A 20263-nucleotide genomic window follows, 5' to 3' on the forward strand; every position below is an offset into this window, starting at 1 on the left:
GCGACACGATGCAGCCCCGAAACGTCAAGTCATTGACACAGCGACCGCGGATCAACTACTCGGATAGCCAGAAGGCGCTGATCTGGGAGCGTTGGAGAGCAGGTTGGATGCTGCACGAGATTGAGAAGCTTTTCGACTGGGGTCACTCCTCAATTCACCGGATCATTGCTGAGACCGGCAGGATTCGCCCAACCGTCCAGGCCATCCGCAAGGCGCCCCGAGCGCTGGTCAGTATTTGTTGCCGGTGTACCTGGGGTCCCACGCTTGGGGAATCGGGCGGCCGGTATCGATGCTGTATGTCTTCCCACCGTCTGACAGCCCAAATTCGTCTTGGGCCCAGATACCGACCTGTTGCCATATCAACGAGCCAGGGTCGGACTGACGGTCCTTGCTCGACTGGCGGTGCGGGTGGATGTGCGTAATCTTGCCGCCGTTGGCAGCAACCGTGTCGATGATGAGTTTGACGCAGGCTCTTGCGGCATCCATTTGCGCTGCGGGCAGGGTCATCGGCGTTCGTTTCGGAGCGGGTGGCTTGGGCTGCCAGAGCGTATTGGGTTGACCGTCGATGCCGGAGAACCAACCGTCAATCTCGATGCCGATGGTCCAACGGTTGAAAGCGCCAGCGTGGTTGCAGACCTCGGTGAGGTCGTAGAGCTGGATGGTTTTTCCAAGACGCGAAATGCCAAAGTGAATTGGCACGCTGTGCCACCGCTCCGGCTTTTCGCCCAACTGCGACGCGGTCTGATGGAGGACGATTGCCTTCACATCTTTCCACTTCATGTTGGGCTGCGACTTCGAGCGCCCGTCATGCGGATGCTTGTTGCGCTCGTCGAAAAACTTGCCAACTGGAGCGACCGCTGCAAGCGCGGCGAAGGCGCGCTCCACGGCCGCGGCTCCCGCAACGGAGATGCTCTTTGGCTGTTCATCAGTCGGAGCCTGCATCTTCTCGAGTACTAGGAACTCGCCATACGCTCGGAGCGTCTCGTCACCGAGGGCACCGTCGGCGCCGAAGCGGGGGAGGACGTATCCCAGAGCCAGTAAGTGCTGCTGGATGGTCTTCACGTACGGGTCTTGCGACCCCTTCTTCAGAGCGCTGCTCAACGGCATGACGGTCTCCCTTGGGCGCTAGGTGTGCGCGGTATGCGCAGCCATCCACTAGCGTTGGCGGATGCATCCGATGGTCAGTTCCCTCGCAGCACCGGCAAATGCGTACATGTCCCACGTGGTTTTTCCTCAAGTCGAAGGATGCGGGGCTGAGGTGTTGCTGCAATTGCTGGCGTCTGGCTCCCAGCGACGCGTTCGACGTTCAGGCCTTGAGGGTTCTGCCCAGGCCCGCGCTTGATGGCCATCATCACCACTCGTGATTCCCGACGACCTCGATACGCTCAATGCCAAGCAGCTGTGCGACGCCCCGCGTGTCGCGCGCTGAGGCCGCGTTCAAGCAGGTTGTCATCGACAAGCTCACCCACGAGCATGCGATCCGTAAAGGAACAGCACGGACAGCCTTGCCAGCCACCCAGTGCGCGTCTGTTCTCCACTAACTTGATGATGGCTCAGAGAGCTCCTCTGGCTACCCTTCGGCGCCCTCAACACTGGTGAGTTCCATGTCCGGACTACAGCTCGACGAAGACTTGGTGAAGAAGCTCAAGGCGTGGACCGCAACGACGGACTTGCCTGCGGCATTGAAGGCCTTGGGTGTCAAGCAGCAGTGGCAACTGCTGCTGACGCCGCTGGGCCAATTGCCGCAGGAGCCGGAGCCGGAAGTCTCGTTACCGCTCCTGGACAAAACCGCCACTTCGAAGACCTCACAGTTCGGCTGGGACTGGAGTGCTACGGCAGGAGGAACAGCCGCCATCACGGTTGACGTGATCGACGAGGCGCTATTGGACAAGCTGAAGATTGAGCCGGGCAAGGAGCGCATCGCACTCTCCGTCGGAGCCGACCTGGCGCTGAGCGCGGGCATGAAGGGAAACCAGGCCATTAGCACCTGGGGACAGGCTACTGCTGCATTCTCTGCAGCCGCTGACGCGAAGCTGCACTGGTACTTCGGCGACGATACGACCAAGCTGCTCATCGACGCATTGGCGGGATCGCGACGGTATTGGCTGCTGCCCAATGACTACGCCGGACTGATGTCGCTCGCGCCCGAACCGGACTTCTGGGGATTGCGGCTGGATCTCAACGGTAAGCTCCAAGCGCAGCTGAGCGTTGGCGCGAAGCAGGGGTGGAGCGGCTGGACCTACGGTCTCAACGGGGACCGGGCAGAGATCGGGCTGAGCATCAGCGTGGATGCCAGCGTGAAGTTCGCAAAATCGGCTGAGGTCAGCTTCCACGTACGGCCGGAGCGTCGACATGAGACCTGGGGCTTAAAGGTCGAGCTGGAAGTGCTCGACGCGCGGTCCGACGCTTTCACGCTGACGCTGGCTGCTTCGCTGGACCTAAGCGCATTGGCTGCAAGTGCGGAACGTGCACTTCGCGCGGCCTGGCCTGAGATCAACCCGGCGGCGCTGGATGTCCTGACGAAGCCGGGCACCGCGCTTGGCAAGAAGATCGTGGACATCGTCAACGCGAAGCTTTCCGATGCTGACGTCAACAAGCTGGCACTCATCGCACTAGGCCAGGCTGATGCTGCGGCCGCCAAGGCCGACTGGGTTGAAAAGCTCACCAAGCCGCTGACCGATGCGCTAGACGGCTCGCTCGATGTCATCGCTGGCAACGCCGCAGACGCGGATGCATTGGTCAGCAGTTGGCTGGATCGCTTGCTCGGCGACACGCAGCTCACTGCCGGCCTCAAGACGACCTTGAAGGATGCTGCGAAATCTGCGCTGACCGAAGCGACGGCGCAATGGAAGGCTGAAGTCGACAAGGTGACGGCAGCCATCACTGGCAAGACTGGCGACGCGCTGGATCTCATCCTCAAGCCACTTGGCGCGCTGGGCGACAAGATCGACAAGGAGCTGAAGCGGCTCAACGGGGCGGTGCCAGAGTCCGTCGTCAGTGCGCTGACTGCCTATGGCAAGGCCAGAAAGCGACTGCTGGCTGCCCTGTCTGACGCGAAGAAGGCCAAGCTCGGGCTCACATTGGCCGAGCAGATCCAGCGCAGCAAGTCCCGCGGCATTGCAGTTGCTGGGTGGTTCAGCGGCATGGGAGACCAGGTCGCCGCGCAGAACCTGTATCACTCGCTGTGCAGCGGACGCATTGCGCTGCTCGGAGACCTTGTCGACGCCGCGCAGGCGGGGCATTCGTTCGAACTCGATTCTGGCTGGCTGACCAGCACGGCCAAGGAGGTCGAGAACCAATCGGCTGTGCTCTCGGTGTTCGGATCCGACTTCACCGACAAGCGGGTGAGCCTGCTGGACATGGAGTTCAAGGCCGACCTGTGGGGACGACTGATTGCGGCCAAGGCGATCGCCAGCGTTGACTCGCGCACGTTGAACCCCTGGCTTGAGCGCACGGCAGCTTTGGCCGTGAGCGCCAACCTGAACGCGGCAGACGGCATCAAGCGCCTGGAGGTGAAGCTGGACGGCGCGTTTACGGCGCGTGGCAAGAAGATCGACCAGGACGGCGTGCAAGACCTGGTCGACAGCTATGCGGCGCTTGTGGGCATCCGCCCGCCGCGCGACATCGGCCTGCTGCTCGGGGCGCCAAACGCGCAGGAGAAGAAAGAGGCGTTCTGGCGCGACCTCACCATCGCGGTGCCGGTCAAGCTGAATCCAGCCGACTGGAAGAAGTTCGAGGATCGGCCGCGCGATTTTGTTCTGCGAGCCTTCCTGCGTCGAGGCCTTCAGTGCCTGGACCAGGTTTACGCGGGCAAGAAGGGGTTCAACCACACATCGCCGTCCCAGGCGCTGCGAGAGAAGGCTGACGAGGTCTTCAAAGGCGACACAGACGTCGGACGCATGGTCGCCTACCTCGGTGAATTCGAGTTGCGACACGTGAATCCCAGAGAACCTGACATCTCCTACGCGACCCGCTTGCACTACCCCGGCGTCAAGAACTCTGCCGGGATCACGGATACAAACCTGCAGTTCACCGTATTCCATCGCTTCGCCGGCGTGCTTCGTGCAGCGGCCACCCTTCATGGAGCCGCTTCTGGGCTCCGGCAGGCCATCCTCGACGGGCCGCCATCGGAACTGCCAACTGCCGTGCGAGACCGCGTCGAACGACCGTTGCGCGACATTCGTGACGCACTGGAAGCGGTTGCCGTGGCCAGCCAGACTTTGAGTGGATTTGGCGAAGACTTGAGCTGGCCCTTCGGTACTTTCGTACTGGCCATGGCGGAACTAACGGACATCCTGCCGCCTGGATTCCTGATGGTGGCAGAGAAGCTAGGTGCTGAGGCGCCCATCCCGCTGCTGGTCGCATGACCTGAACGTCCCGGGCCAGCGCTGCCTTGAGCGGAGCTAGTGCCCTGGGCCAGGAAAAGAAAGAGCCCCGACAGATGGACGAGGCTTGGAACTACACGCTGTCGCGGAGCCTGCTCAGGGAGTGTGTGTGCCAGCCACAGATTGACCCCTTTGCGGGGGTTCTGCCGAGCACCGGCCAACCCGGCGATTGCAACGTCGCTTCCGGCCCTGAGGGAGTAGAGCTATGAACATGATGCGAATGTCCTTTGCACTGTGGGTTTTCGTTCTAGCCCTGCCGCTCACTGCGGCAGGTGCCGACGACCGAAGTGCAGCAGACACCACGATCTCCACGTCCGCGGGCGAGGAGAAGGAAATTTGCACTGGGGCGAAAGCCACAATTAAGGAAGGGCCCAAGTACGGAACGTTGCGGATGACGGGCGATCCCTCCAAGGAAGAGCCGGTCCATGTCTTCTACAAAGCCGCCGAAGCTGCGACCGCAGTTAGCGAAAAGCTGACCTGTGCGACCGGCAGCGGCGAAAGGAAGTTGACTATCGAGGTTGTTCCGAAGGGACGTAACAACACGACTGGCTTCAGCGACGAGGTCTATCCCGAGGCCTTCAAGGCCCTGTTTCTCCTGCTCGCCGTGGCGACCGTCCTCGAGTCGGCGCTGGCCATACTTTTCAACTGGCGACCCTTCGTCGAGACCCTCAATGCCCGCGCTGTGCGGCCTGTCGTCTCGTTGGCTGCGTCGCTGTTCCTGGTTTTTCAGTTCAAGCTCGACGTCGTGACAGGGCTGGCGAAGCTGATCTCGCCGCAGGTCCCCGCGCTCGACTGGAGCGGAAAGATCCTGACAGCAATGGTGCTCGCGGGTGGCAGCGCTGCAGTTAACCACCTAATGGTGTCGCTCGGGTTCCGCCAGTTGCGCACACCTGAAAACACCACGCCGAAGCCGCCTACGGGCAAAGGTTGGATCTCCGTTCGCATCGTTCGCTCGGAGTTGATCAAGGGGCCAGTCACGGTCTGCATTGGCGTGGACTCTGGAACGGGCGTGCCTGTCGTCGCCAGCCTCGACAATTCGACGCGCGCCAAGCTGCGCTACTTCTTGCGCGACCGTGGACGATTTCCCGCCTGGGGCGGCTATGCCATGAAAACGGGCGACAAGGTCACCGTAAAGGTGCGTGCGGCACGCGAGGACGGGACGGGGCACATCGAAGACGAGTGGGGACCCGAGGTGATAGGGGAAGGCGCGATCATCGACCTCAAGTTCACCATCTGAGTGGTGGCTGATGAAATCGCATGCGAGTCCAACTCGTAACCAAAGTCCGCGAGGCCGACATGATTGATGACGACGCAGCTCAACGTGTCAACCGCCATGCACGATGGTTCAACAAGCTGGCGCAGCGCGATCCTAAGCTGCATGCGCAGCTGATGGCCAAAGGGAGGCGCCTGGTCCGGGAACGCCATGCTTCTTCGACGCTGGCTGTTGAAGGCGGCATCGCGCTGGAAAGCACGGGCGGCGACGATGTCTTTGACGACCTCGTTCTCGAGACCCTGGTCCGCGAAGGCCGCCCGGCGCTGATGGTCCAGCACGACGCCATCCAGTTCAGCGGCACGCAAGTGGATGTCGAAGCCCGCAGCATCCTCGATGAACTGCAGGCGGCCGCGCCGACCATCGAACCCTGGTTGCCACAGATCGGACGCATCGATGTCGCCAACTATGCAGGCAACCTGCCTTTCCTCGGCACTGGATGGCTGGTGGCCCCCGGGATCGTGGTGACCAACCGCCACGTGGCGGAACTGATGGCCAAGGCCGGCGGCGAGGGTTTCGTCTTCAAGCCAGGGCGGTTCGGCGAGAGGCTCGTCGCCACGGTCGACTACCGGCGCGAGCACGCCGTTCCCGAGTCCGCAGTCGCGGCGATTAGGCGCGTGCTGTGGATCGAACCCGACGAGAAGAAGGCGGACATCGCCTTCCTCGAAGTGGGGGCGGCCAACGGACAGACCGAGGGCAGGCACCTGATCCTGGCGGACCAGGACGCCCAAGACGGCGATGCCGTCGTGGTGATCGGCTATCCCGCACGTGCGCCGGCCTACATCATTCCGGACCAGTCCTGGATGGACCGCGTCTTCGGCGGAACCTACGATATCAAGCGCATCGCGCCGGGCCTGATGGGGCCGAAGAGCCGCGGCTGGGCCACCCACGATTGCTCGACGCTGGGAGGCAACTCCGGGGCGGTGGTCATGAACATGGGAAGCGGCCATGCGGTCGCGCTGCATTTTGCGGGCCTGTACCGGGTAGAGAACTACGCCGTGCCCGCATCGGAGATCCGGCGTTACCTGCACCGGGCGCCCTGGCGCGAGGTCCGGCCTTCAGGGTCCGCGTGCCCACAGCCAACCTCCCCCGCTCCGAGGTCGGCCTCAGAGGCGCCGTCGCCGTCACCTGGTGGGAGCCCCCCCGCCGGCTCCGGCGTGCGCAAGCTGTCGCTGACCATTCCCTTGCAGATCGACGTCTGCGTCGGCCCGGTCGATTTCCTGGAGGCCCGCGGCGCGATCGGGGCGCCCGGCGCCCCCTCATCGTCCGACGCCGATCAGGCGGCCCGATCCCTAGAGCGCATGCTCGGCGAAGTGCCCGGCGTTCATGCGGTGCGCGCGGGAGCCCTCGTCGCCCATGGACGTCTGGCGTCGACCGGTCTGATCGTCTCAGCCCATCCAGCGCGCATCCTACCGATCGAGGCCGTGGCGCCGAGAAGCTTCCAGGGATTCGAGGTCGTCGTCGAACCGGCCTCGGTGCTGGACCAACGCGGCCGGGCGCCGGGAACGATGGCGGTCGAAGCCGCCGCTTCGTCGATCGCGTACAACGATGCCGACCGGCGCGGCGAAGCGTTCCGCTTCAAGTGGCTGAACGAGGACATGACGGTGACCCTGCACGTGGGGCCGGAACGCAGCTGGACGCAGTTGGCGGCCTTCCTGGCGGGGACACGCGAGCGGCTCGTGTCGTCGATCTACGAATTCCATGCGGCGCACATCGCCGGCGCGGTTGGCGGGAAGCTCGATGAGGGAATCGACCTGAAGCTGGTGGCCGCGCGGCAGACACGCAACCCCGCCAGCGGCAAGATCGCCGCAGGTGACTTCGACCGCAGCAAAACCTTCGCGGACTGGGAACTCCGTCATCCCGACAACTTCGAGAACATCTACGTCCCGACCGGCGGCCGGGGACTCGTTGCCAACTCGTACCACATCAAGGTCAGCGTGCGCGACGAGCAGGATGTCTGGCTCTCTAGCGGCAACTGGAAACGCGCCAGCCAGCCGCTGATCGCCGACGCCGACCTGAACGATCCGCGCGCCACCTCGCGCGCCGGCAACCGGGAATGGCACGTCAGCCTGAGCAACCGGAAGCTGGCCGACCTGTTCCGCAACCACATCCTCGAGGACCTGCGGGTCTGCCGCGACGAGCTCGGCGGGACGCTGGAAGCCGTCGAGGACCCGGTCATGGTCGACGTTCCCGCCGTCCTCGAAGAGGCCATGGTGTTGGAGGCCGCGGCCCAGCGGGTCTTCGAGCCGCTGGAGATCGGACTGCGCCGGGTGCGGGTGAAACCCCTGCTGACGCCGGACCGCCAGGGGAAAGTGTTCACAGAGGCGGTGCTGGCGTTGATCGAATCGGCCGAGGAACAGCTCGTCTTCCAGAACCAGTACATCAGCTTCGCCGGGGTAACGTCAGGCAACCTGAAGGTCCTGGTCGATGCGATCACGCGCAAGTCCCGGGTCCTGGATGACTGCCGCATCATCCTTCGCAGTGGCGGCGACGGTTTCCTCGACGACATGCGGGCGCTGCAACTCAACGGCCTCGATGTCGAGCGTTGCGTAAGGCGCTTGGCAAATACCCATACCAAGGGCATCGTGGTCGACGGCCATCGGGTGCTGATCGGTAGCCACAACTGGAGCTCCGACGGCGTCACGCTTAACCGCGATGCCAGCCTGATCTTCGACGACCGCGAGGTCGCCGCCTATTTCCTGGAGGTGTTCGAGGCCGACTGGCAGCGTGCGAACGCCTTGAAGTTCGAAGTCCTGCAACCGGAAGCGGCGCCGCGTCTGGCCGAAGGGGACGAGCCGCCGCCGGGTTTCGTACGAATGAGCCTGGCTGAGTACCTCGAACGCTAGGGCGGGCATGGGCAGCTTCGACGCGCTCCTGGCGACCACGCGGCAACTTCTGTCGGCGGGCGGAGCCTTGCAGTCGATCGGAGGGGGCGAACAGATCGACCGCGCCCAGCTGAAGCAAGGCGTGGTCCTTCATCTGGCGCGCTTGCATCCGGCCGACCCAATCAGCCTGGAGGCCGCCGCCCAGACCGTCCTCGACGCCGCGGACCGTGGCCTCAACTGTTCGGCGACGCAGGGCGACGCCGCGGCACGAGAGTTCATGCACGACGCGCTCGAGGTCATCGTCCAGGTGATCGGCCGTCCGGCCCTACGCATGCCGCTGGGCAAGGTGCAGTCTCCGGAAAACGCCAGCAGGGGTAACGAGCTCTGGACCGCCTGGCTCGGCACGCATCGCAAGCAGGTCGACAAGGCAGCCGCTTCGGTGGCAAAGCTGTACCGGGTCTTCGCGAACGGCAGGGAGGAGCACATCGGCACCGGATGGCGTTTGGGTGCCGACCTTATCGTGACAAACCGGCACGTGGTCAGACTGCTTGTTCCCGACGCCGCGTTGCCGGTGGCGGACTGGTCCCTCGATCCACGCTGGACCTGCGTCGCTGACTTCGGTGCGACCGACGAGCCCGCCACGCCTCTGCGCTTTGCCGCGAACGCGCTGCAGGCCTGTGCGCCAGAGCCCGCGATCGACATGGCGGTGCTGAGGCTGGCGTCGAACGGCGGGACGCTGCCGAATGCGCTGGCGGTGTCCGACGACGAGACCTTGCTGGGCGCCTACTCGGACGGTCCGACACCGACCTTCGAAGGGCAGCCGGTGTACGCAGTCGGTCACCCGCTACAACGCCTGGCGGGCACCGAGGTGCTGTCCGTCTTCGGAGACGCCGACGGCCGCAAGCGTTGCTCGCCCGGCCGGACCACAGCCTTGCGCGACGGCGCGACGAACTTCGAACACGACTGTTCGACCTTGCGTGGCAACTCGGGGTCCCCGATCTTCGACCTTTACACCCACCAGGTGCTAGGCACGCACCGGGGTGGGCGGTCTTCGGATCCGGAGGGCATCATCGGGGACGCGAATGCGGCGGTGGCTGTGGCGCGACTGACCGCCCATGTCATGGGAAACATCCTGAAGAACGGCATCGTCAAGCAGCATGGCAAAGCCTAGCCCCTACCAAATAGAAGACCTGGTGCAACTCTTCGTGCGCACTCTGTCGCCCGGCAGCCTGTCGTGGCTCGCGAGCGCGTCGCTGGATATCGACCTGCTGCGGGTGGAAGGCGACAGCGTTGGCGACATGGCGGCCTTATCAAGCAAGCTGGTGACCCGGCTGGTCGACGCTGACAAGCTGGAAGAAGCGCTGGCGCTGCTCAAGCGTGAAGCCAAGCAAAACCCCTATCTGGTCGTCGGGCTGCGAGAGATCCTGGAAGGACGCAGACTGGACTCCCCGCAACTGCAGGCCTTGCTGACGGACTACGAACCCTTCTTCAACTCGGCGACTTTCCAGCGAATGTTGCCGCGCGTCAGCAGCGTGGTCTGCGCTGTAGCCGTGAAGAATGAACTGCGGGGGACGGGCTTCCTCATTGGCCCCGACCTGGTCCTGACAAATTACCACGTCATCCCGGAATGCCTGCGCCCAAACGGCGCTGCGGACACCTTCATCCAGGACGCGGTAGGGAGCGAACTCCAGTTCGTATTCGACTACCAGCACGAACCGCCCCCGCAACTGAGCGGCACCGCTGGGGGTCGTTCAGGCAGGGTCGTAGTCGTGCGTGCCGCCGCGCAGTGGCTCGTCCATGCACGGCGGACGCGCCCGGGAGAGGGGACTGCCGCCGCCGAGGCTGTCGGCTTGCAGCATGACTATGTGGTCGTGCGGCTCGAGCGCGACATCGGCAACCGGCCGAGCCGCGTCGGCGGGGGATGGATCCGGGGCTGGTTGCAGCTGCCCAAGGAGGAATGCGACTACGTGAGCAAGAAGCGCGTCGTCGTTTTCCAGCACCCGGCCGGCATGGCTCAACAGCTGGACGTCGGTTACCTTGAGCAGTTGGACGCGTCCTCGACACGCGCCTGGTATCGCGTCAGCACCGCGCAGGGATCGTCCGGCGGAGCGGCAGTGGATGCGAACGGCGAGCTCCTCGCCCTGCACAACGCCGCGGTCGATTCGCCGCCCGGGCCGCCCGCGCCCAGGCCGGAAGACCGCGTGAACCAGGGCGTCCGGATCGATACCATCGCAGCCGATCTTCGGGGTTGTGCGGCTTGGCAAGACCCTCCGGATCCCGACAAGCAGGCGACGACGGTGTGGTCGCTGAACGACAACACCCGCGAGCCGCGCCCCATCATCGGCAGGCGCGTATTCCGCGAATACATTGAGGAGATGATGACCGGGGACGGGAAGCGGGTGATGTCGGTCATCGGCGACTACGGCACCTTCGTGCGTTTCACGATCGCGTTGTTGCAACGGATGCTGGGCAATCAGGCGCAGGTCGTGCGCTTTGGCCCCGGCAACATGCAGAAGCTGGCACCGGAAGAATTCGCCCGGGCCCTGGTAGAACAGCTCGGCGTGGCTTCCGATCCGAAAGATCCCCGGCCGCAGCAGACCTCGACGGAGACTCGCGAGCGTTGGCTGGGACTCGACCTACCGGCCTGGGTGGCCAGACAGCTGGTTCGGCATGCAAAGGCTCAGCCCGGCAACTTTCCGGCATGGGTGATCATCGACGTGGCAGTGCCTCCTAACGATACCGTCTTCTGGACGGATGGCCTGCGCGAGCTGGTCACGGCGCTGGTCGGCGTGCGCGATGCCGGCCAGGTCGTCGAAATTCCCCAGTTGCGCTGGCTGTTCCTGAGCACGGCACCCTTGCCCGCCGCTGGCATGGATCATCTGAAGGAAGATCTACGCGGCGACGCCGATCTGCCCGATGGGTTCAGGGAATGCATGCAGAACGCATGGCAATCGATCGATCAGTTGGAAGCCGCACTGCCCGAGAACTTCCTGCGAGCCATTGCGGTCACCACTCTCAAGGACAACAGTCGTGCGGCCGCACCACAGTCGGCCCGCAAGGCTCTGGCCGCGAAGGTCGTCGACTTCCTCGAAAGCGCGCACACGCCATGAGCACCCCACCGAGCGAGGAGGAAGACCTGTCGTCGTTGCCGGCCTGGGCCATGCGCGCCATGCAGGGTGCAAGCTCGAAGCCTCACGTACCGGAAAGGAACGAACGCCTGGACGACAGTCCGGCCTGGCCCCTGCTACTCGATGCCGCCGTCGTCTCATCCTTCCTTCCCTCGCAGCTGGCCCAGGGCCTGTCGATCAGGATCGGTCGTCCCGACGCGGAAGAGACGGTCCTGCAGCTCTCCGAACCGTCGATTACAGCCACAGGCACTGAATGGGAACTGAGGCGCGACGCGCGCACCGAGGTGCTGCAGCTGGCTTCGGGGTCGACCGAGCTCACGGCGGCGGTGGCGCGCACCGCCACGCGCTTCGCGGACCCGGTCAGCGAGGCCTTGCGCCTGACGCTTTCGGGACAGACGCTGGTCGACGAATCGATGGCGCTCCCGCGCCTGGAGGCGTTGCGGGTCGCCGCATCGGTGCTCAGCGGCGTGGAGGCGGTAACACCGCCGATGCCCTTAAACCAGTTGGACGGACTGATCCGCAAGCGCCGGATGATCGAACAGTTCGAGCGCGTCTGCGGCAAGGACTACGAGCGCGACGTGGTGGGGCGCGACGACGAACTCGAGCGGCTGCGGGCCTTCGTCGGCGCCGTCTCGGCGAAGTCGCTGATCGATACGGTGACCCGCACCTTCGGGCATCTCAAGCGGGTGCTGACGGGGCGCAAGCCGCTGGTGCTCTGGGGGACGGGAGGCGTCGGCAAGACGACGCTGCTGTCGCGCTTCATGCTTGAGCACATGAACGCCGGGGACCGGAAGTATCCGGTCGCGTACCTCGACTTCGATCGGCCGAGCATCAGCCCGAAGGATCACTTCGGGATGTTCGCCGAGATCTGCCAGCAGGTCTCGGCGCAGTTCGAGGCACTGGAAGCAGGGCTGAGCGAACTGCGCGACCGGGCCTTGGCGCTGCAGTCGGAGAGCGTCGCCCAGGGGCCCGATTCGGGCCGGCTGCTGCAGGAACTCGTCGACGCGTTCCACCAGCAGGTCGACACGCTGCTGGACAGCCTGGAAAGCACATTCGAATGGCAACGCCCCGTGCTGCTCGTGCTCGACACCTTCGAGATCGTGCAGTACGACGCCAACCAGGTGGTCCACATCGAGCGCTTCCTGCGGCCCTTCGTCACCGCCGACTGGCCCAGGTTGCGGCTGGTGATCTCCGGACGCCGTCGCCTCGACGGCTTCGCGGGCGAGGTGGACCAGGAAGAGCTAAAGGGGATAGACGTCCATGGCGCGGCGACTCTGCTCGGCCGCCTGGCCGAACGGGCCTCCAAGCCGATGAGTCCGAAAGTCGCCATCGAGCTGGCCGAAATGCTGGCCACCCGGCGCAAGGGTCTCACGCTGGAGAAGCTGCGCGTGCATCCGCTGCGAATCCGCATGGCCGCCGGCCTGCTGACGCCGGATTGCCCTGAAAGCGGTAACGAGATCGCGCGCTCCATCATGGCGGAGCTGGCTTCCGGTGAAACAGGGGACGCGGCGACATGCATGATCAACGGCATTCTGATCCGCCGGATCCTCAACCATGTGCGGGATGATCGTGTCCGCGCACTGGCCGACCCGGGGCTAGTGGTACGCCGTATCACGCCTGAGGTCATCGTCCGTGTCATGGGACCGGGCACGCCCGCACCGAACCCGGCTATTCCCGATTTCGATCCGTCGGCCATCGACGAGAGGCAGGCCCAGGACATCTTCGACGCCTTCTCCAGGGAAGTCTCCCTGGTGGAACGCGACCTCACGGCCCTGAGGCACCGGCAGGACGTGCGCAACGAGATGCTGCCGCTGATCAGGCTCCGCGATCGACCGCAGTTCGATCTTCTTCATCGCCTCGCGTTCGACTATTTCAGCGAAAAGGCCGCGGAAGGCGACCCTGCGGCGGGGGCCGAAGCGGTCTATCACGGCTTGTGGCGAGGCGAGTCATTCGAGGCCCTGGACAGGCTCTGGACCGTGGGGCGGGTCACGGACGCGCGGATCGACCCGGAGGAATTTCCCGCAGGCTCTGATGCTGAACTATTCCTTAAGGTGCGCAATCGCGAGGGCCTGCTGCCGGAGGAGGTGCAACGCCTGCCGCGCGGCATGGCGGTGGCATGGGCGACTGGGTTCTGCAACCAGTTCCTGCTCAGCGACCAGCCGATGCTGGCGGTGGAAACCATCCGCGCGGCACTCGGACCGGACTTCGAGCACGGGGCCAAGGCGCCGGCGCTGGTCGGTGTCGCCGCCCGGCTACTCTTCCGGGCGGGGCGATGGAAGGACTGCCGTGCGCTGATCTCGCGTGCGCTGCTCGAGCTGCCGACGTCTCGCGGCGCCGGCCGCAATGCGCGCGCCGATCTGGTCCGGCTGGCAATCCACATCGCCGCGAAGTCGGGGGACTCGGCCGCTGAGATCTCCGAAGCGACCGACTACCTGCAGAACTGGGATGCCGTCGTGTGCACGGAAGCCACGTCGTTCCTGCTGATCGGCCGTCTGCAGAAGAACGTCTGCATGACGCTGAAGGAGCTCCGGGAGATGCAGGGCGGTGACATCGCCCAGGTCTCTGACCGGCGCTGGAACGCTTCACGGCACATCCTCCGGTGGGCGATCCTGTCCAGCCCGCGGGCAGAGCGCGAACTTGTCGCGAAGTGGGTGCAGCTGTCCAGGTTCCTGCCGAGGGTGCGGAGTCACGGATTACGCGACCCGCAGTTGACCACAGTGCTCAAGGACGTGCTAGGGACGCGTCCGCCCGACGACCTGGATGAGCGCGACAGGCTATGGCGGAAACGCAGTCGCCTGCTGACCACGGCCGTGCGCGAGAGCGGAGAGTTCATCCCCTGCATCCGCTATCTGATGGTGTTTGATCACAGCGACTGGAACCTGTTGTTCGAGCATGCGCTGGCAACGGCTTTGTCGGGGGGCGAACCCGGCCTGCGGGAGTACCTGGAACGGCTGGAATTCCTGCCGTCGCGATCCGCAGGCGCAGGCGAAATCATATTCGAGACGGTGAGGGCGGGCCGTTTCCTGGAGCTCGCGAAGGCACTGGCCAGGTGGAAATCCGAGAGGCGGGCGCAGTTCCTGTTGCCGGAGGCCAAGGGGGAGGAGGCCTACCCGCAGACGATCTCGGACATCGCCGTTGTTCTCCTCCGGTGGCATGAGACATTGAAGGAGCTAGCCCTACAGAGGGGCTGGCATGCTTGATGAGCATGTAGCCAGCGCCGTTCGGAGTTCGCGTCGCAGCCTCGTTGGCTCTGGCCTTTTGGGTCGAGCACCTTGCGCTGCCCGACGGCGGGCTCCCCGACGGCCACTTTTGTGGCTGCACTGAAGAAGCGATGTATGCGTCCGGCCAACTCATCTTGAACGGGCCGTCAACTATGGCCAGGATGGTCTCCACCAAACCAATTAGGTGGACACCAGTGTGTGCGCCAGCCACAGATTGACCCCATTGCGGGAGTTCTGCCAACCACCGACTGACCCGGCGATTGCAACGGCGCTTGGGGGACCATCTGCATCCAGCTTCAGTCGACGATGAACTCGGGAGCCTGCGCGAGCTGCCGGAGCTGAAGGGCAAATTCGACATCGTGGTCGGCAACATGCCATCGCGTTGGCAATGTCCGCTTCACTAGCGAGAAGTATCGAAAGACATCGGCGTCATCCTCAATACTGTGAGTGCGCCGCTCCCGGACCGTCAGCAAAATCGCCGGACATTTTCGGGAGGTGATGATGAGACAGCTTGTCGCTGCGCTGCTTCTTGCTGGCCTGACGGCTCTTTCCGGCTGCGCGACTGTCGCGGTCGAAAGGGGCAGGGGCGGCTCGCTCACCCAAGTGAATCCGTACTGACCCAGTTGGGGATTTGAAACTTATTCCCCATGTCGCTCCCGCCTGGCACACCCTCGGCTGGGCGGTTCAGTCCGACAGGTTTGCCCGCCGCCGCTGCGCCAAGAATTGCTCCAACCTCGCCCGCGCAGCGGATAAACGCTGTTCGTTGGCCGCACTAGGGCACAGCCCGAGGCTTCAAACACTTGGAGTATCAGATGGACAAGATCACGCCTGACTCACCCGAGTACCACGTACTTGCGGCCAGCGTCAATGCCTACCTTGAAAGTTCAGACGCCACAAAACTCCTGGAGGGAAAGGTGGTTGAGTTTGCCCTTGAGAGAAAGGCGAAAGAAGTTTTCCAGCAGTTCTTGATCACCAGATTTCTCCCGTCATTTGCTGCAGTAGCGCTGATGCTCGGCTACTTGGGGTGGGATGTAAAGGGAAGTATCGCCAAGACGGCAGATGATTTGAAATTGCAAACCACTGCGCTAGCCAACACGCAGCAGAATCTCCATCAGAAGCACCTAGAGATTCAGGACAGAAGCAAGCAGCTTGATGACATTTCAGCGCGCGCAGAAAAGATGCGCAGCGAAACTGAGGTGCGGCTCGAAAGTCTCACCGTGAAAACGGAGAGCCAGATGCTAGCGGCTTCCGACAAGCTTCTCAATTATGCAGTTAAGTCGACGGATAGGCTTGCTCGTGCGGATGGAGCAATCAAAGCTGCGGATGTTGCTGCATCCGCCGCCGAGTCTCGAGTCGAATCGCTTAGGCAGAAAACTGTAGAGCAGACAAATAGGGCCAACGACTTGGAAGCAAAACTACAACTCCAAGCGACCCTGGTGAATCTCTCCGTACTTGAGGTGGTTTCACTTAATGATCGGACGGCTTCTAATATTATTGAGCTTCCGCATCTAGGTCGCCCCCCAAGCAAACTAGCTTTCACTGCGACAACCGTTACAAAATCAAAAGGCGGATCTCCGTACGTAGATCTTCTCGTGCATCTTGATGGGGTAGACCTCCCTCTAGTACGGATTGAGGCAACCCCAAATGGACTTTGGCGGAGGTGGCGCCGTCTCGATCCGTCAGCATCCAACTACGAGTATCGGGTAGAGCACATCTACTACGATGAAAATGCAAATGACTTCGTGTCCGTCCAAGTTAGAGCAACAAAAGATTTTGCAGAGTCACTCATGAAATCTGGCATTACGCCTCGATAACAAGTTAAAATTCTGCCTGTTAATAAAATCCCTACCAAGTGGTCGGTCATAAAAATACACGCGCCCGCATGAATACAGGGCATGCGAGCATTTTATGAGTGGATGCCGCAAGATTTCAACCCCATCCATAGTAGTTGCCCGCAAACTAAACGAGGTTCGGATGGACCCAAAGCCGGAGAGTATGTGCAGCGACCACGACCTGTTCCGCAATGAAGTGCTCAAATTCCGGAAGGTGTGCACTCGCCGACATTGCGGCTGAGTTGAATCGGTTCCTCGATCCTGAAAGGCTGGAGGAGGCCGACGGGTTTGACGAAGTTCCGGGCTTCATCGCAGATCATTGCGACAGTGAACGCTTCGTACTGCAAGGCGTTCCGTTGGATTTGCCGCTGGACGCTCCTTCGCCCGAATGGCACAACTACTTCTACTTCCGTTGTGCTGCATCCGATGTTGATACGCTTCCTCCCAGTCTTCCAGATCTGCCTCGCGACGCAGCGATCGGGCAGAAAGGCTATTGGACCGTCAATGAATGATTGTCCCAGAGGCTTCGTCAAGCTACCGAGTTGTGGTGCGACCCAGACCTTTAACTGGCCATTGCAGCGGACGGCTGCGCCGCCCGCTGACCTCGCACGTTGAACGACCGCTTGCGGGCGTCGAGTTCGGCAAGGCTTAGGACCGCAACCGCTGCGGTGCGTTCCATCGCGGTGGATCTGGAACTTCTGCTTTGGGCACATTGCCGCCACGCGGGCTCCGGCCGCGACCGTCAGCAACCGCTGCGGCGTGGCCTTTCATAGTGGCTCCAAGGACCCTAAAGAGTAGTTTTTTCCGAGCCTGATCCGGGTCAAATCGGCCACAAATTTCGCTTCGACGGACTTAATTTGGATCGACGTTTCTCGAGCCTCTGATTGCAGGACTTCCGACGGACTTTCCAGCTCGACGCCAATGTAGACAGATCAACGACTTACGAGCGTCGATCTCGACGGACTTTGTTTGTTGGAGTCAACAATACCTAACGTTTATTCCACAGTGACCGACTTCGCCAGGTTACGAGGCTTGTCTACGTCCGTTCCACGTGCGCAAGCCGTGTGGTAAGCCAGCAGCTGCAGCGGGATCACGTGCAGGATGGGGCTCAGGGCGCCGTAGTGTTCGGGCATGCGGATCACGTGCAGACCCGGCTCGCTTTCGATCTGCGTGTCGCCGTCGGCGAAGACGTAGAGCTGGCCGCCGCGGGCGCGGACTTCCTGCATATTGCTCTTGAGCTTTTCGAGCAAGGTGTCGTTGGGCGCCACGGTGACGACGGGCATCTCGGCGGTGACCAGGGCCAGGGGGCCGTGCTTGAGTTCACCGGCGGGGTAGGCCTCGGCGTGGATGTAGCTGATTTCCTTGAGCTTCAGGGCGCCTTCCAGGGCGATCGGGTAATGCAGGCCGCGGCCGAGGAAGAGCGCGTTTTCCTTGCGGGCGAATTCTTCGCTCCAGGCGATGACCTGGGGCTCCAGCGCCAGCACGGCTTGCACCGCCACGGGCAGGTGGCGCAGAGCCTTCACATGCTCGGCTTCCTGCGCTTCGCTCAAGTGACCGCGGGTCTGGGCCAGGGCCAGGGTCAGCAGGAACAGACCCACCAGCTGGGTGGTGAAGGCCTTGGTCGAGGCCACGCCGATCTCGGCGCCGGCGCGGGTGATGTAGGCCAGCTCGCACTCGCGCACCATGGCGCTGGTGGAGACATTGCAGACGGTCAGCGTGTGCTTCATGCCCTGGGCGCGGGCATGCTTGAGGGCGGCCAGGGTGTCGGCGGTTTCACCGCTCTGGCTGATGGTCACCACCAGGGTGCGCGGGTTGGGCACGCTGTCGCGGTAGCGGTACTCGCTGGCGATCTCCACGCTGGTGGGGATCTTGGCGATCGACTCCAGCCAGTACTTGGCGGTGGAGCCCGAGTAGTAGCTGGTGCCGCAGGCCAGGATCAGCACCGAATCGACCTCCTTGAAGATGCCGTAGGCACCGTCACCGAAGAGCTCGGGGCTGATGCTGGTGATGGACTCGAGCGTGTTGGCGATTGCCGTGGGCTGCTCGAAGATTTCCTTCTGCATGTAGTGGCGATAGGGGCCCAGCTCGGCCGCGCCGCTGTGGGCGTGCACCGTGCGCACCTCGCGCTGCTGCGCTTCATAACGGCCGGTTTCAACGTTGAGGCGGCTGATCCAGAAACGGCCCAGCTGCAGGTCCACCACATCACCCTCTTCCAGGTAGACGATCTGGTCGGTCACACCGGCCAGAGCCATGGCGTCAGAGGCGACGAAGTGTTCGCCATCGGCGGCCTCCATGCCCACGCCCAGCACCAGGGGTGAACCCTCGCGCGCAGCCACCACACGGTGCGGCTCATCGCGGCAGAACACGGCCACGGCGTAAGCGCCCTTGAGGCGCGGCAGGGCTTGCTGCACAGCCTCCAGCAGATCACCTTGGTAGAGGTGGTCGATCAGGTGGGCGATGACTTCAGTGTCGGTCTGGCTGGTGAAGACATAGCCGCGGGTCTTGAGCTCGGCGCGCAGTTCGTCGTGGTTCTCGATGATGCCGTTGTGCACCAAGGCAATGCGGCCGACGCTGTCGGAACCGGCGCTGGGGCCATGCGAAAAATGCGGGTGGGCGTTGTGCACGGCGGGGGCGCCGTGGGTGGCCCAGCGGGTGTGGGCAATGCCGGTGCCGGAGGCGATGCCGTCCTCGGCGGCCAGGCCGGTCAGCTCGGCCACGCGCGAGGTGCTGCGGGCGCGCTTGAGCCCGCCGTCCTGGTGCACGGCGACGCCGCAGGAGTCATAGCCGCGGTACTCGAGGCGCTTGAGGCCCTCGATCAGGATGGGGACGATATTGCGCTGGCTGACGGCACCGACGATTCCACACATGACTCTGGTCTCCTGAAGATGTTGCGGCGCTCCGTCGCTGAGGACCTGAGCACGCTGCATGAGGTTGCAATGGAGCGCATCGTAGGCACAGGCATGAAATCATTGCTTTCAATTTTTCAATCAGATTGAAATAATCAATCACCCATCATGTTGTGCGACAACATATTTCACGGAATGAATTGAAATGAACGATTCGATCGAGACGCTGAGCCTGGATGCCACCGATTTGCGCATCCTGGAACTGCTGCAACAAGACGCCTCGCTGTCCAACCAGGACCTGGCGCAGCAAGCCCATGTCTCGCCAGCCACCTGCCTGCGCCGGGTCAAGCGCCTGCTGGACAGCGGCATCATCGAGCGCCGCGTCGCCCTGCTCTCGGCCGAGAAGCTGGGCGCCGGCCTGAGCGCCATCGTCGAGATCACGCTGGACCGCCAGGGCGCCGAGCACCTGCAGGCCTTTGAAGCCCGTGTGCTGGGTGAAGCGGCGGTGCAGCAGTGCTATCAGGTCTCGCCGGGGCCGGACTTTGTGCTGATCCTGCAGGTGCCCGATATGGCGGCCTACCAGGCCCTGGTGCTGCGCCTGTTCACGCAGGATGCCAATGTGCGCAACGTCAAGGCCTTTTTCAGCGTGCGGCGCGGCAAATTCGAGCCACGCATTGCCCTGCCCAAGCTCTGAAGCCCGTCACCTCACCAAAGCCAGGCGCCCAGAAAAAAGGCGACCCGAAGGTCGCCTTTCCT

12 protein-coding genes and 1 pseudogene are annotated in these 20263 nt (G+C 63.2%); 10 read left to right on the forward strand and 3 right to left on the reverse strand.

Annotated elements, in window-relative coordinates; genetic code table 11:
• Positions 1-32: 32 nt before the first annotated feature.
• A pseudogene (locus tag C1O66_RS24775) lies at positions 33-200 on the forward strand (IS30 family transposase); the annotation flags it as partial.
• A 28-nt stretch (positions 201-228) separates the two neighbouring features.
• On the opposite strand, the gene C1O66_RS12775 reads toward C1O66_RS24775, so the two are convergent.
• A complete protein-coding gene (locus C1O66_RS12775) occupies positions 229-1107 on the reverse strand; it encodes a peptidoglycan recognition protein family protein (RefSeq protein WP_102768229.1) in 879 nt (292 codons plus the stop codon).
• Between the two features lie 497 nt (positions 1108-1604).
• On the opposite strand from C1O66_RS12775, the gene C1O66_RS12780 reads away from it, so the two are divergent.
• The 6 genes from C1O66_RS12780 to C1O66_RS12805 all read left to right on the forward strand — a co-directional run bounded on the left by C1O66_RS12780 (position 1605) and on the right by C1O66_RS12805 (position 14808).
• Positions 1605-4367, forward strand: a complete 2763-nt coding sequence (locus tag C1O66_RS12780) for a hypothetical protein (RefSeq protein WP_102768230.1) — start codon at positions 1605-1607, stop codon at positions 4365-4367.
• 223 nt (positions 4368-4590) lie between these two features.
• Positions 4591-5622 carry a hypothetical protein gene (locus C1O66_RS12785; protein ID WP_102768231.1) on the forward strand — a complete coding sequence of 344 codons (1032 nt, stop codon included), beginning with the start codon at positions 4591-4593 and terminating at the stop codon, positions 5620-5622.
• Positions 5623-5681: 59 nt separating this feature from the next.
• Entirely contained in the window at positions 5682-8501 is a 2820-nt protein-coding gene (locus C1O66_RS12790; RefSeq protein ID WP_165794594.1) for a phospholipase D-like domain-containing protein, read from the forward strand.
• Positions 8502-8508: 7 nt separating this feature from the next.
• Positions 8509-9651, forward strand: a complete 1143-nt coding sequence (locus C1O66_RS12795) for a trypsin-like serine peptidase (RefSeq protein ID WP_102768233.1) — start codon at positions 8509-8511, stop codon at positions 9649-9651.
• Positions 9652-9673: 22 nt separating this feature from the next.
• Positions 9674-11590 carry a trypsin-like serine peptidase gene (locus C1O66_RS12800; RefSeq protein WP_165794595.1) on the forward strand — a complete coding sequence of 639 codons (1917 nt, stop codon included), beginning with the start codon at positions 9674-9676 and terminating at the stop codon, positions 11588-11590.
• On the forward strand, positions 11587-14808 hold the full coding sequence (locus C1O66_RS12805) for an ATP-binding protein (RefSeq protein WP_102768235.1): 3222 nt from the start codon (positions 11587-11589) through the stop codon (positions 14806-14808). The genes C1O66_RS12800 and C1O66_RS12805 overlap by 4 nt, the downstream gene beginning before the upstream one ends.
• Positions 14809-15125: 317 nt before the next feature.
• Here C1O66_RS12805 and C1O66_RS23705 read toward each other — a convergent pair whose 3' ends face one another.
• Entirely contained in the window at positions 15126-15428 is a 303-nt protein-coding gene (locus tag C1O66_RS23705) for a hypothetical protein (protein WP_133155199.1), read from the reverse strand.
• A gap of 213 nt (positions 15429-15641) precedes the next feature.
• On the opposite strand from C1O66_RS23705, the gene C1O66_RS12810 reads away from it, so the two are divergent.
• Together C1O66_RS12810 and C1O66_RS23710 are read left to right on the forward strand one after the other, a co-directional pair.
• Positions 15642-16643: a hypothetical protein gene (locus C1O66_RS12810; protein WP_133155200.1), complete on the forward strand. Its 1002-nt coding sequence runs from the start codon at positions 15642-15644 to the stop codon at positions 16641-16643.
• Positions 16644-16852: 209 nt separating this feature from the next.
• A complete protein-coding gene (locus C1O66_RS23710; RefSeq protein ID WP_133155201.1) occupies positions 16853-17173 on the forward strand; it encodes a hypothetical protein in 321 nt (106 codons plus the stop codon).
• Between the two features lie 483 nt (positions 17174-17656).
• Here C1O66_RS23710 and glmS read toward each other — a convergent pair whose 3' ends face one another.
• Positions 17657-19528 carry a glutamine--fructose-6-phosphate transaminase (isomerizing) gene (gene glmS, locus C1O66_RS12815; protein WP_102768237.1) on the reverse strand — a complete coding sequence of 624 codons (1872 nt, stop codon included), beginning with the start codon at positions 19526-19528 and terminating at the stop codon, positions 17657-17659.
• A 184-nt stretch (positions 19529-19712) separates the two neighbouring features.
• Between glmS and C1O66_RS12820 the strand changes: the two genes are divergently transcribed.
• Complete coding sequence (locus C1O66_RS12820; protein WP_102768238.1) at positions 19713-20201, forward strand: Lrp/AsnC family transcriptional regulator; 489 nt, start codon at positions 19713-19715, stop codon at positions 20199-20201.
• Positions 20202-20263 lie beyond the last annotated feature (62 nt).

Origin of the sequence: Paucibacter aquatile, from assembly GCF_002885975.1 — a bacterium.
Lineage (GTDB): Bacteria > Pseudomonadota > Gammaproteobacteria > Burkholderiales > Burkholderiaceae_C > Paucibacter_A > Paucibacter_A aquatilis.

Coding starts and splice junctions, on each gene's coding strand:
- C1O66_RS12780 (WP_102768230.1), top strand. CDS start 1,605: ATGTCCGGACTACAGCTCGACGAAGACTTGGTGAAGAAGCTCAAGGCG.
- C1O66_RS12820 (WP_102768238.1), top strand. CDS start 19,713: ATGAACGATTCGATCGAGACGCTGAGCCTGGATGCCACCGATTTGCGC.
- C1O66_RS12805 (WP_102768235.1), top strand. CDS start 11,587: ATGAGCACCCCACCGAGCGAGGAGGAAGACCTGTCGTCGTTGCCGGCC.
- C1O66_RS12795 (WP_102768233.1), top strand. CDS start 8,509: ATGGGCAGCTTCGACGCGCTCCTGGCGACCACGCGGCAACTTCTGTCG.
- C1O66_RS12790 (WP_165794594.1), top strand. CDS start 5,682: ATGATTGATGACGACGCAGCTCAACGTGTCAACCGCCATGCACGATGG.
- C1O66_RS12810 (WP_133155200.1), top strand. CDS start 15,642: ATGGACAAGATCACGCCTGACTCACCCGAGTACCACGTACTTGCGGCC.
- C1O66_RS12775 (WP_102768229.1), bottom strand. CDS start 1,107: ATGCCGTTGAGCAGCGCTCTGAAGAAGGGGTCGCAAGACCCGTACGTG.
- glmS (WP_102768237.1), bottom strand. CDS start 19,528: ATGTGTGGAATCGTCGGTGCCGTCAGCCAGCGCAATATCGTCCCCATC.
- C1O66_RS23710 (WP_133155201.1), top strand. CDS start 16,853: ATGAAGTGCTCAAATTCCGGAAGGTGTGCACTCGCCGACATTGCGGCT.
- C1O66_RS12785 (WP_102768231.1), top strand. CDS start 4,591: ATGAACATGATGCGAATGTCCTTTGCACTGTGGGTTTTCGTTCTAGCC.